Annotated in this window: 15 protein-coding genes; 13 read left to right on the forward strand and 2 right to left on the reverse strand. The window is 65.5% G+C overall.

Translation table 11 applies throughout. The features are described from left to right. Positions 1-264: 264 nt before the first annotated feature. Positions 265-1,080, forward strand: a complete 816-nt coding sequence (locus tag Q0520_RS02955; protein WP_298666400.1) for a hypothetical protein — start codon at positions 265-267, stop codon at positions 1,078-1,080. A 62-nt stretch (positions 1,081-1,142) separates the two neighbouring features. On the opposite strand, the gene Q0520_RS02960 is transcribed toward Q0520_RS02955, so the two are convergent. Next, the gene (locus Q0520_RS02960) at positions 1,143-1,574 is read right to left on the reverse strand and encodes a winged helix-turn-helix transcriptional regulator (RefSeq protein WP_298666402.1); all 432 of its coding nucleotides are present in this window, start codon (positions 1,572-1,574) and stop codon (positions 1,143-1,145) included. Between the two features lie 123 nt (positions 1,575-1,697). Between Q0520_RS02960 and groES the strand changes: the two genes are divergently transcribed. From groES to Q0520_RS03020, 12 genes are all read left to right on the forward strand, one after another. Then, a complete protein-coding gene (gene groES / locus Q0520_RS02965; protein WP_298666405.1) occupies positions 1,698-1,973 on the forward strand; it encodes a co-chaperone GroES in 276 nt (91 codons plus the stop codon). Positions 1,974-1,980: 7 nt separating this feature from the next. After that, complete coding sequence (groL, locus tag Q0520_RS02970; RefSeq protein ID WP_298666407.1) at positions 1,981-3,597, forward strand: chaperonin GroEL; 1,617 nt, start codon at positions 1,981-1,983, stop codon at positions 3,595-3,597. A 384-nt stretch (positions 3,598-3,981) separates the two neighbouring features. Further along, complete coding sequence (locus Q0520_RS02975; RefSeq protein ID WP_298666410.1) at positions 3,982-4,320, forward strand: dihydroneopterin aldolase family protein; 339 nt, start codon at positions 3,982-3,984, stop codon at positions 4,318-4,320. After that, positions 4,307-5,137 (forward strand): TatD family hydrolase, encoded by an 831-nt coding sequence (locus Q0520_RS02980; RefSeq protein ID WP_298666413.1) that lies wholly within the window; start codon positions 4,307-4,309, stop codon positions 5,135-5,137. The genes Q0520_RS02975 and Q0520_RS02980 overlap by 14 nt, the downstream gene beginning before the upstream one ends. 44 nt (positions 5,138-5,181) lie before the next feature. Further along, entirely contained in the window at positions 5,182-5,472 is a 291-nt protein-coding gene (locus tag Q0520_RS02985) for a DUF424 family protein (protein ID WP_298666416.1), read from the forward strand. A gap of 2 nt (positions 5,473-5,474) precedes the next feature. Then, entirely contained in the window at positions 5,475-6,518 is a 1,044-nt protein-coding gene (locus Q0520_RS02990) for a 60S ribosomal export protein NMD3 (RefSeq protein WP_298666417.1), read from the forward strand. Between the two features lie 2 nt (positions 6,519-6,520). Next, the gene (locus Q0520_RS02995; RefSeq protein WP_298666420.1) at positions 6,521-7,390 is read left to right on the forward strand and encodes a class I SAM-dependent methyltransferase family protein; all 870 of its coding nucleotides are present in this window, start codon (positions 6,521-6,523) and stop codon (positions 7,388-7,390) included. Then, positions 7,387-8,523, forward strand: coding sequence for a bifunctional phosphopantothenoylcysteine decarboxylase/phosphopantothenate--cysteine ligase CoaBC (gene coaBC / locus Q0520_RS03000; RefSeq protein WP_298666423.1), 1,137 nt, complete (start codon positions 7,387-7,389; stop codon positions 8,521-8,523). The genes Q0520_RS02995 and coaBC overlap by 4 nt, the downstream gene beginning before the upstream one ends. Continuing rightward, positions 8,505-9,365, forward strand: coding sequence for a pantoate kinase (locus Q0520_RS03005; RefSeq protein WP_298666426.1), 861 nt, complete (start codon positions 8,505-8,507; stop codon positions 9,363-9,365). The genes coaBC and Q0520_RS03005 overlap by 19 nt, the downstream gene beginning before the upstream one ends. Beyond that, positions 9,362-10,108, forward strand: a complete 747-nt coding sequence (locus tag Q0520_RS03010; RefSeq protein WP_298666429.1) for a 4-phosphopantoate--beta-alanine ligase — start codon at positions 9,362-9,364, stop codon at positions 10,106-10,108. Before Q0520_RS03005 ends, Q0520_RS03010 begins: the two co-directional genes overlap by 4 nt. Further along, complete coding sequence (locus Q0520_RS03015) at positions 10,095-11,093, forward strand: replication protein C (protein WP_298666431.1); 999 nt, start codon at positions 10,095-10,097, stop codon at positions 11,091-11,093. The genes Q0520_RS03010 and Q0520_RS03015 overlap by 14 nt, the downstream gene beginning before the upstream one ends. Before the next feature lie 17 nt (positions 11,094-11,110). Continuing rightward, on the forward strand, positions 11,111-11,818 hold the full coding sequence (locus Q0520_RS03020) for a class I SAM-dependent methyltransferase (RefSeq protein ID WP_342765234.1): 708 nt from the start codon (positions 11,111-11,113) through the stop codon (positions 11,816-11,818). A gap of 89 nt (positions 11,819-11,907) precedes the next feature. On the opposite strand, the gene Q0520_RS03025 is transcribed toward Q0520_RS03020, so the two are convergent. Then, positions 11,908-12,036: a hypothetical protein gene (locus tag Q0520_RS03025; protein ID WP_298666434.1), complete on the reverse strand. Its 129-nt coding sequence runs from the start codon at positions 12,034-12,036 to the stop codon at positions 11,908-11,910. Positions 12,037-12,133: the final 97 nt, after the last annotated feature.

The raw sequence follows: 12,133 nt of genomic DNA on the forward strand, positions 1-12,133 counted from the left end.
ACTTCCTGGTCGATGAGGAGAAAGGGCGGGTGGTCTCGACCGTGACTGAGGTCCGGAGGGGTGGATGAGATTAGAGAGAAGAGTACTGCCTCTGGTTCTGCGGCCGGTGTCTCACCCCTCATAACCGGGCCGATGATAGACCGCTGATAGATAGACGGTCCGCACAGAAGACTTTTATAATCCCCTGCCGATGTCTCGCGTATGCGTGGCAGATCCGCAATCACAAATGTTTTGCCCGCCGATTACCCTGACAGGAGGCGCTGAGTGGAGCGGATGGTCCCTGCATGGGCTGCGGGGGCCGTCCTCGCCCTCGCCGCTCTCGGCTACCTCCTCTTTTTTGCGGGCGCTCTCCCTGCCGCCGCAGACCTCGCCCTCCTCTGCGGCGCCGGTGCGGCGGCGGTCCTCGCCGTGCTCGCATACAGGCAGGGACAGCCGGTGCGCCTGATCGCCGTCTCCCTTCTCGTCGGCCTCATCCTCTGCGTCGCCGCCTATTTCGGCGTCCTCCTCCTCGCCGCATGGCCTGAGGTATACCCCGGTTCTCTCGCCTACACCGTCGCCGTGACCGGGCTTGCAGGCCGCACCGGCACCGGGGCCACGACCGTCCTCGTCCCCCTGCCTGTTGACGACGGCGGCCTCCTCTACCCCGAGTCCTCTCTTGTAAACCAGACCTTCGGCGCCTGGACGACAACGATCGCCAGCACAGACCGCGGCGAGATGCTCGCCTTCACCACCGGCGAGGAGGCCCTCACCGACATCGACGCCGGGTTCTACCGTTTCGAGACCGGGATCAACGGGACAGACCGCCCGTTGCGGGAACGCCTCTCGCCTGTCGTCGGGGAGGTCGACGGCGGCTACCTGACGGTGGTGGCTGTCGACGGCCTTGCGTCGACGGCGCAGGTCTCCTTCAACCTCAGACTCGCCACCGGCGGCGGCATCTTTCACGGCATGCCCGAAGACCGCTACCTCACCGGCGTCGACGAGACCGTGCCGGCAGGGGCCGGGCCGGTGCCGGTGACGGCGACGGTCAGCAGGTATCAACCCGGAGGACCGGGCGAGAGCGGGGAGTGGGTGCCCGTATGAGGGGGCCGGCGGCGATCAGGCGGGTCGCGGCCTCTGTCCCCGCTCTCTCCTGACCCCCTCTCTCAGCGCCGGCCTATCTCCCTGTCGAGGGTCTCCGCAACCGCACCGAGTTCGTCGAAGATCCGGTCGGCGTCCTTCCGCATCTCCGCCACCGCGGCCGCAAGACTCCCGCCCCGCAGGTAGATGAGTTTTTTTCTGCGGTACAGGAGACCGGTGGCGACGAGGTTTCGCACGTGGTGGTTCACCCGCCCCGGCGTGATCGCAAGTCTCTCCGCGACCCTCGCCGACGAGACGCCGGGTTCCTCCGCGACTTCCTCCAGGATCTGGAGGACGACCCTCTCCGCCGTCGTGTCGAGGTCGCGCCCGTGGGTGAGGCCGAGACTCTCGCAGAACCAGGAGAAGTTCTCTTCAGTCCCCGGTGCCTGCGGCCTTTCGACGGCCCTGAGGGAGATGCGCTGGTCGATCATGGTGACACCCCGAAGAACATGTACCATCCCGTTTGAACCGATATCATATATAGTGAATTGAAATCATTTCGATCGAATCACGAAGACTATATATAGAACTGCAAACCACCATACTAGTAGATCCTGCAACAGGATCCCGGACATGATACAATGACAAAAATCCAGCCTATCGGTGAAAGAGTTCTTATCAAGCAGGAGAGGTCCGAGGAAAAGACAAAATCCGGAATTTATCTCCCTGACTCTGCACAGGAGAAGCGGAAAGAAGGGACAGTCGTTTCCGTCGGCACATTTGAAGACGGGCGCCCCCTCCCCATCGCTGCCGGGGACCATGTCATATATGGAGGATATTCTGCCGAAGAGATCGAGATCGACGGCGAGAAGCACCTCTTTGTCGAGTGGAAGGACATCCTTGCAAAGGTGGAGTGAATAATCTATGGCATCATCAAGCAAGCAGATCATGTTCAGGGAAGACGCGAGGAAGGCACTCCTCGCCGGTGTCAACAAGGTCGCTGACACCGTCAAGATCACACTCGGCCCGAAGGGACGCAACGTCGTCCTCGACCGGGGGAGCAAACCCCTCGTCACCAACGACGGCGTGACCATCGCCAAGGAGATCAGCCTCCACGACCGCTTCGAGAATATGGGGGCGAAACTCGTGAAGGAAGTCGCCTCGAAGACCCAGGACACCACAGGCGACGGCACCACCACCGCCACGATCCTGGCGCAGGCGATGCTCGTCGAAGGGATGAAGAACATCGCCGCCGGCGCAAACCCCGTCGAAGTCAAGCGCGGCATCGACCGTGCCGTCGCCTCCGTGGTCGACGGCCTCAAGAAGCAGAGCATCCCGGTGAACGATAAGGAGAAGATCGTCCAGGTCGCCAGCGTCTCCGCCAACAACGACGAGGAGATCGGCACCCTCATCGCCGATGCCATGGAGAAGGTCGGCTACAACGGCGTCATCTCCGTCGAGAACTCGAAGACAATGGAGACAACCCTCACCGTCGAGGAGGGCATGCAGTTCGACCGCGGCTACATCTCGCCGTACATGGTCACCGACCAGGAACAGATGGTCTGCGAGTTCGAAGACCCGGCCGTCCTCATCACCGACCGGAAGATCTCGACCGTCAAGCAGATCGTCCCGGCCCTGGAGATGGCGGCGTCCGAGGGCAAGCCCCTCGTGATCATCGCCGACGACGTCGACGGCGACGCCCAGGCCGCCCTGATCCTCAACGTCATCCGCGGCGCCCTGAAGGTCTGCGCCGTGAAGGCCCCGGGCTTCGGCGAGGAGAAGAACGCCATCCTCGACGATATCGCCGTCCTCACCGGTGCGACGGTCATCTCCGAGGCGAAAGGGCTGAAACTTGAGGACTTCACCGACTCGATGCTCGGCCATGCCCGGAACATCAGGATCGACCACGACAAGACCGTGATCGTCGGCGGGAAGGGTGCGAAGTCCGAGATCGAGGAGAGGAAGGCTCTCCTTGAGTCCAGGATCAAGATCGCCGACACCGAGTACCGCAAGAAGAACCTCCAGAAGCGTCTCGCCAAACTCGGCGGCGGCGTGGCCGTGATCCGTGTCGGGGCCGCGACCGAGACCGAGCAGAAGGAGACGAAGATGCGGATCGACGACGCCCTCAACGCCACCAAGGCGGCTGTCGAGGAAGGCGTCGTTGCGGGCGGCGGTGTCACCCTCTTCAAGGCGCAGAACGCCCTCGACGGCCTGAAACTCGAAGGCGACGAGGCGATCGGTGCGAGCATCGTCAGGCGCGCCCTTGAAGAACCGATGCGCCAGATCGCGGCGAACGCCGGCGTCGAAGGCGCCGAGATCGTCGCACGGGTCCGTGCCGAGAAGAACGCGAACGTCGGCTACAACGCCAAGAAGGACTGCTTCGAAGACCTCGTCGCCGCCGGTGTCCTCGACCCGACGAAGGTCGTGCGGAGCGGTCTCCAGAACGCCGCCTCGATCGCGGGGATGCTCCTCACCACCGAAGCGGCCGTCACCGACTTCGACGACGAAAAGGACGAGAAGACCCAGGCCATCATCATCTGAAGGCCGGGTGACGGATATTCCTGTGCCGGGGCGAGGGGGTCATCCCCCCGTCCCTGGCAGGAGAGGGACGGGGTGACACTCTCTCTCTTCTCAGGTCCTCTGTTCTTTCATTCCCCACTCCACTCTTATGGAACGGCGGGTGGCCGGCACTCTCTTCATTTCTTCACCCTGAAGACCTTTTCCTGATTTTGCCGGTCCCCCCACCATTGTTGTATGGCCGTCTCGTTCCTCCACCATGGAGCATGGGAAGAGCGAGCAGGATATTCAAGAGAGGGGAAATTGCAGACCCCCGCCTGTCCTGTGTCCGGGGGGGAATGGCATGGTCTGTCCCCCGCACCTGCCCCGGTCGAAACCCTCATCCCTCCTCCCCTCAAACTTTCTTCCATGATTTCGGATCGTGAACAGGCGGTCTTCGAGGCCGGGATCAAACTCGGCGCCCTGTACCACCAGTGGGTCGGCACCCCGATCTCACGGGCGACGGCGTCGAGCGTCGAGACGGCGATCGAGCAGGCCGTCGGCCTCCAGCCGTACGTGACGGCGATCAGGGTGCGGCTGAACCGCGACCTCATGACCGCGAACCCCTACGGCTACTCAGAACTCACCGGTGCGATGTTCTCCGTGGAGATCACCACCGTCTACGGGAAAGCCCGGTGCGTCGCCACCCTCGACTACACCGGCGCGTACCCCCTCATGTCCATCAGGTCCATCGATGAAACTCCCTGAAACCCCGATCACCGACGACCACATCCACTTCAACCCCCACAGGGGCAGGGGCGTGGAGGCGGCGAAGGACTTCAAGAGGGCGGGCGGGACGCACGTCTTCTACGTCTCCCTGCCCGCCTACTCCCTCGGCATCTGCCCGACGACCGCCGACGACTTCGCCGCCTCCTTCGAGGAGACCCTGCGGATCGCCGACCTCGTCAGGACAGGCGCCGGCATCACCGTCTTCCCCGTCCTCGGCGTCCACCCGATCGAGGTGCTGAAATACGCCGACCGCCTCGGCCTTGCGGCCGCCGAGTCCCTCGCCTGCGCCGGCCTCGACGTCGCCGCCCGCCTCGTTGCCGAAGGCCGGGCAGTCGGCCTCAAGAGCGGCCGCCCCCACTTCCCGGTCACCGGGGAGGTCGCCGCCGCCTCCGAGAGAGTGCTCGTCCACGCCCTCGAACTCGCCGCCGACCTCGGGTGCGCCCTCCAGGTCCACGCCGAGAGCGGGCCCTGCGCCGACATCGTCGACCTCGCAAAGAAAGCCGGCATGGACCCCGGCCGGGTCGTCAAGCACTACGCCACCCCTGACACCCCCCTCATGCCCTCCTTCCTTGCAAAGCAGGACGGACTTGCGGAGATGGCGAGGGCGGGCCGGCGCTTCACCATGGAGACCGACTACATGGACGAGAACAGCAGACCCGGCGCCGTCCTCGGCCCGAAATCCGTGCCGCGGGTCACCCGCCACCTCCTTGAGGGCGGTGCGATCACCGAAGACGACGCCTGGCGGATCCATGCTGAAACACCCGCCGCCGTGTACGGCGTCGAGATCACCCTCTGACGCCAGCCTCCCTTTTTTATCCGACCCCGACAATAGAGTACATAATGTACCTCAAGATCCACCGGACACCCACCGGTGAGGTGGTGGCCGTCTGCGACGACGACCTGCTCAACACCACCCTCCGCGACGGTGATCTCTGCATCCAAATCAACGGGGACTTCTACGGAACGACGCACGCCACCGGGGAGGAGGTGCGTGCCGCGCTCAAAAACGCCGCCAACGCAAACCTGATCGGAAAGGAATCGGTCGGCATCGCCGTGGCGATGGGACTGGTCCCCGAGGCAAGTTACATGACTATCTGCGGCGTCCCGCACGCCTTCATCCTCGCGGTCTGAACATGGTCGAGATACTGCCAAGTGTCTGCCCCCGCTGCGGAAAGGAATCGGTCGGCCTCTGTAATGAGTGCCGGGCCGCCGAGACGACATGGTTCATCTGCGACCCCCGTGTGGAGAGCATCTACTGCCCGGTCTGCGGGTCGCAGAAGCACGGGAAGACCTGGAGCGACACGGTGGTCGACCGCGAGACTCTCATCCAGCAACTCGCCCTCTCCGCCGTCCACCTCCACGCCGACGTGCGGGGGTCGGAGATCGCCATCTCCTCCCGCGACCCGAGCCCGAACAGGACGGTCGCCGACATGACTGTCTCCGGCACCCTGTACGGCGTCCCGGTCTCAGGCGAGTGCACGACGAAGATTGTCTGGCGTAAGGAGCAGTGCGACCGGTGCAACAGGATCAGCGGCGGCTACTACGAGGGGATCGTGCAGGTGCGGGCGACAGGCCGGCGGCCGAGCGTGCGCGAACTTGAGATCGCCACCCACATCGCCGAGCAGACCGAGAACGTCCTGCAGGAAGGCGGCGACCGCCTCTCCTTCGTCTCGAAGATCGAGGAGACGAAAGACGGTCTCGACGTCGTCGTCGGTTCGAACCCCATGGGGCAGGTGATCGCAAGCGACATCGCCGGCGCCCTCGGCGGCCGTCTCACCACCCACCCGAAACTCGTCGGCGAGAAGGACGGGAAGAGACTCTTCAGGATCACCTTCCTGGTCCGCCTGCCGCGCTACCAGAAGGGGGACGTCGTCGTCCAGAAAGGCCGGTACCTCGAGGTGCGCCAGACCGGGCACGGGCAACTCCAGGCCTTCGACCTCCAGGACGGGACGGTGCGGTTCATCTCCGAGGAGGAGGCGGAAAGGCTCGTCGGCAATGTCGGCGACGCCGAGTCCGCCCTTGTCGCCTACCTGTACGACGACATTATCGGCATCCTGGACCCGAAGACGCAGGGTGCGGTGGAGTGCCGGGCCGTCCCCTGGCTCCACCCCGAGGAAGGCGGGACCGTCCTGGTGCTCCGCGACACCGAGGCCGGGCAGTTCGTCCTTGTCGGATGAGTATGCGGGTGCGAAAGGTCTCACCTGGTGACCTCGCCGCAGCAGTGCGGGAGGCGTGGGCCGACCCGGTGCGGCGCCCCTATGTCGAGGGCGACACGGCGTATGTCCCGGTGCGTGACGGCTGGCCCGCCGACCTCGACCTCCCTGAGAGACGGCCGTACCGCGGCCGCCCTTTCCAGATGATCGGCGACACCGCCGTCCTCCACGGTGCCCGCCCGACCCCGGCCGAGGTGGAGGAGATCCTCGCCTGGCGCCGCCCGGCCTGCATCCTCTACCTGCGGGCGATCGACGGGGTCAGGCGTCTCCCGGCCGTCGAGGTGCTCCACGGCGAGCCTCATCCCGTCCGCCACCACGAGAACGGTCTCTGGTACTGGCTCAACCCGGCCGAGGTGATGTTCGCCCAGGGAAACCTGGAAGAACGCGCCCGCATGGGGAGGGCGGTGCGGCCCGGCGAGAGGGTGGCCGACATGTTCGCGGGGATAGGCTACTTCACCCTCCCGATGGCCGCATCAGGTGCGTCGGTGCATGCGATGGAGATCAACCCCGTCTCTTTCGGGTTCCTCCGGCGGAACGTGGAGGAGAACGGGCTTGCAGACAGGGTCAGGCCGGAGTGCGGCGACTGCCGCGACCTCCTCTCCGGCACCTACGACCGGATCGTGATGGGCCACTTCGACGCCCCCTCTTTTCTCCCTGACGCCCTCGCCCATGCGAAGGCCGGCACCGTCCTCCACCTCCACGCCCTCGGTGACGCCCGGTCAGCGATCGACACTGCGACCGCGGCGGCCGGGTTCTCGGCCTCGGTCTCCACCCGTAAAGTAAAGAAATATGGGCCACATATATGGCATGTCGTACATGACGTGGTGCTCGGATGAGCGGCGGACGAAGACTTGAAGGAAAAACGATCGTTCTGGCGGTAACAGGCAGCATTGCCGCCGTCGAGACGGTGCGGCTCGCCCACGAACTCAGGCGGCGGGGCGCCGTCGTGCAGGCGGTCATGAGCGCGGCCGCCTGCGGGATCGTCCACCCCGACGCCCTCACCTACGCCACGGGCCGGGCGGCTATCACCCGCTGCACCGGCATGGTGGAGCACGTCCTCTACTGCGGGGAAGGCGGGTGCGCCGACCTCCTCCTCGTCGCCCCGTGCACCGCGAACACGATCGGAAAGATCGCCCACGGCATCGACGACACGCCTGTCACCACCTTTGCGACGACCGCCCTCGGCCGCCGCATGCCGGTGGTCGTCGTGCCCGCGATGCACGAGTCGATGTACCGCCACCCCGGCGTCATCGAGAACCTGGCGAAACTGGAGTCCTGGGGCATCGACGTCGTCCCGCCCAGGATCGAGGAGGAGAAGGCGAAGATCGCCGGTATCGAGGAGATCGCCCTCCACGTCGAGCGCACCCTCCTCGGCCGCCCTCTTGCCGGAAAACGCGTCGTGGTCACGAGCGGCGCCTGCGCCGAACCCGTGGACGACGTGCGGGTGCTCACCACCCGTTCCACCGGGCAGATGGGCCGCGCCCTCGCCCTTGAAGCCTATCGCCTCGGGGCGGAGGTGACGGTCGTCCATGCCGGGCACGTCCCCTGCGTCGGGAACGTCCACGTCGAGACGGCGGGCGAGATGATGGAGGCGGTGCTCGCGGAGGTCGGGAAGGGTGCCGACTACTACCTCTCGGCGGCGGCGGTCTCGGACTTCGCCCCCGCACGGGCGGCGGGGAAGATCCCGAGCGGTGCGCCGGTGGAGATCGCGCTCCGCCCTCTCCCCAAGGTGCTCGACGCCGTTCTCCGGGTTTTTCCCGGGACTGTCGTCGCCTTCAAACTCGGGTGGGACGAGGAGGCCAGGGCCGCGGCGATGCTTGACGCCGGCGCCGCCATGGTCGTTGTGAATACACCGCCGGCGATGGGGGCCGCGGGCGGGGAGTTTGTGCTTATGAAAAAGGATTCGAGGAGAAAGGTTACAGGAACGAAGGAGGAGGTGGCAGAGGCGATATGGTCCGCACTGCTGTAGCCTTCTCCCCCGGACACATCTCAGGTTATTTCAGGAAGGTCTCCGGGGCGACGCCGGAGACGACGGGCAGTCTCGGTGCCGGTATCGTCATCGACGAGGGTGTGCGGGCCGTCGCCTCGGCTTCTGCCGTCCCGTCGGTGGCTGTCAGGTGCCTCGGCGCCCGCGGCGAGGTCGTGGCCGAATCGACAGGGTCGGCCCCGCTTGAATATGTGATGCACGAACTCGGGGTGACGGCGCGGGTCGAGACCTCCTGCCGTCTCCCGATCGGCGCCGGTTTCGGCCTCTCGGCGGCCGCCCTCCTCTCTTCGATCACCGCCCTCGACGCCCTCTTCAACCTTGGCATGGACAGGGCCGCGATCGCCGCCCTCGCCCACCGGACCGAGGTCGTCCACAACACCGGCCTCGGCGACGTCGCCGCCTGTCAGGGCGGCGGACTTGTCTGCAGGCGGACGCCGGGGACGACCGGGGCGATCACGCGGGTCTCCCTTGACGAGACTGTCTGGGCCCTCTCCTTCGGCCCCCTGCCCTCGCCCGAGGTGCTCGGGTCGGCCGACAGGCTGGCGCAGGTCGCCGACGCCTGCCCCGACACCTGCCCGAAAGACCTCGCCGACTTTTTCCGTCTCTCCCGTTCCTTTGCCGAGAAGAGCGGCCTTATCCCGCCTGAAGTCCGGGCGGCACTTGCGGCGTGCGACGACGCCGGCGTGCCCGCGAGCATGACAATGCTTGGCCTCGGCGTCTTTGCCGCCGGGGAGGAGGCGGGCGAGGTGCTCGCCGCATTCGGCGACCCTATCCCCCTCGGGGTGGCACGCGAGGGTTTCCGCCTCCTGGAGGTGCGGCCATGACGACCATCCCGAAGGACCACCCCCGCTACGCCGCCCTCGTCGTCCGCGACCGCCTGGCCGCGGCTATGCGGGAGGGCGTCCTCGCCCCCGAGGGCCTGATCGCCCAGGGCCGCGGCGAGGCCTTCGACTATCTCCTCGGCGAGAAGACGACGGAAAGCGCCGCTCGCGCCGAAAAAGTTGCTGCGGCGATGCTCCTCTCGGCCCGCCGCCCGGTCATCTCGGTGAACGGGAACACGGCCGCCCTCTGTGCCCACCAGATCGCCGCCCTCCAGGAGGCGAGCGGTGCGGCCGTCGAGGTGAACCTCTTCCACAGGACAGAGGAGAGGATGGAGAAGATTACCGCCCTCCTCCGGTCCCACGGCGTGGACGTCCTCACAGGCACGTCGGAACGCCTCATCCCCCTCGCCCACGACAGGGCGCTCTGCCTCCGCGACGGCATCGGGGCCGCCGACCTGGTTCTTGTCCCCCTGGAGGACGGCGACCGGTGCGAGGCCCTGAGGGCGATGGGCAAGGACGTCATCGCCATCGACTTAAACCCCCTCTCGCGGACGGCGCGGACCGCGACCCTCGCGGTCGTGGACGAAGTGACGCGGGCCGTCCCCGCGATCACCGCCGCCTGCCTCTCTCTCACCCCGGAGGAGGCCCGGAGGATCGCCTCGTCCGTTAACAACACCGTCTTCCTGAAAGAGGCGCTTGCCGGGATGGTCAGGCACCTTGAGGTGATCAACGATGCTCTGGAGTGAGAAATACCGGCCGACCGAGTTCTCCGGCATCCTCGGGCAGGAGAGCGTGGTGCGGACCCTGGAGTCGGCGGCTGAGGCCGGGAACGTCCCTCACCTCCTCGTCGTCGGCAGGCCCGGCACCGGAAAGAGCGTCGCTGTCGAGGCCCTTGCCCGGCGGCTGTATGGCGTGCACTGGCAGGAGAACACGACCGTCCTCCCCACCGCCGACATCTTCGAGCAGGGCCGGAAGTACCTGGAGACAGACGAGCGTTTTGCGCACCTCTACCGCAAGGACGAGAGCGTCCTCTCGAACTTCACCTATGTCGTGAAGTGGTACGCCGGGATCAGGCCTCTCGACACGGCGTTCAGGCTGATCGTCTTCGAAGGGGCTGACGCCCTGACGCGGGCGGCCCAGCAGGGCCTCCGCCGGATCATGGAACGCTCCTCCGGGACGTGCCGGTTCGTCTTCCTGACGACGAATGGCAGTGCGATCATCCCGGCGATCGCCTCCCGGTGTCTCCCCCTCACCTTCGGCCCTGTCCCTGACGCCGTGGTCCGGCGGCGCCTCGAAGAGGTCCTGAAGGCCGAAGGCGTCCCTGCCGACAGGGTCTCTGCCGACGACCTCGACCTCATCGTCCCGGCGGCGGCAGGCGACCTGCGTCGTGCCATCCTCCTCCTCCAGGTCTCCGTCGAGTCTGAGGGACACGTGGACCTCGCTGACACGGCTGCGTCCGAGACGGAGAACGTGGCGGCCTCGGTCTTCGGGGCGCTGATGAAGGGCGACCTCACCGGGGCGGAGGCACGCACCGAGGCGCTGCTCATCGATTACGGCCTGACCGGTGAAGAAGTGGTCAGGGAACTTTCACGGGCGGCCGACCGCGCCTATAACGACCCGCGGGTCGCCGTCGCCCTTGCCGATGCCGACCTCCTGATACGGAGAGGCGGCAATGAATTTATCCAGATCAATGCCCTTCTTGCACGAATTTCTCGGGAGGTATTCATCTGAAGCGTAATTATGAGAAGATCCAGAAACACTACGACGGTGTGGCCGGGGTCTACGACAGCCGCTACGGCGGCGACGTCGGGAGCCGGTATCATGGCCATATCAGGGACCACGTAATGAACTGTCTCCCGAAAGGGGGCGACCTCCTTGACCTCGGCTGCGGGACGGGCCTGTTCATGCAGCACTACCTCTCTGTCGGCGGCGGGACGGCGGTCGGCCTCGACCTCTCCCCGGAGATGGTGAAGGCGGCCCGCCACCAGAACCACCTGGACGATGTCGTGGCAGGGACGGCCGACCGCCTCCCCTTCAGGGACGCGTCTTTCGATGCGGTGTCGAGCATCCTCGCCTTCAGTTATGTCCCCGAACCGGCGGCGATGCTCGCCGAGGCATACAGGGTCCTCCGGCCCGGCGGCCGGATCGCGATCTGCACCCTCGGCCACAATGTCTTCACGTCGGTCCTGCCGGCGATCTACCGTCTCGGTGAGAAGGCGCACTGGGGCCGCATCGGGGTCGGGAGTTTCGGCGAGCACTACTACTCGGACGAGCAGATGCACGACCTCCTCTCTGCGGCGGGTTTTACCGACGTGAAGGTCCACCGCTGTTCCTTCGCCCACGTGAACATGAAAAAGCCGATCTTCGATGCCGTCCAGAAGGCGGAGCCTTTCGTCGAGAAGAACCTCTCTTATCTCGCTTTCAATGTCTGTGCGAGCGGGAAGAAACAGAGATAATTTTTCCGGTATGACGGAGAGTCCGGGGATGGTCCCTCATCCCCGTACCTGTGACCCCGTTGAGAAATGGATTGTGTTTTTTTTCCTGCTCACTTCTTCCCCTTGCCCGACTTCGTGGCCTTGTTGTTCGGGTTGAGCTGATTCGCTTTGTTGTCCACTGCCGCTTTCTGCGCCGGGTTGTTGGGATTCTTTGCATCCGCACGCTGGTTCTTCGCCATACAATCTCCTGCATGTCACGATAGTATATATTTCTTCGGAAATTATCACAAAAAAAGCGCCACAGTTCGTGCCCTTCCCGGCGTGGCGTGAAAAACA

The organism is uncultured Methanofollis sp., from assembly GCF_937919355.1.
In the GTDB taxonomy this organism is placed as follows: Archaea; Halobacteriota; Methanomicrobia; order Methanomicrobiales; family Methanofollaceae; genus Methanofollis.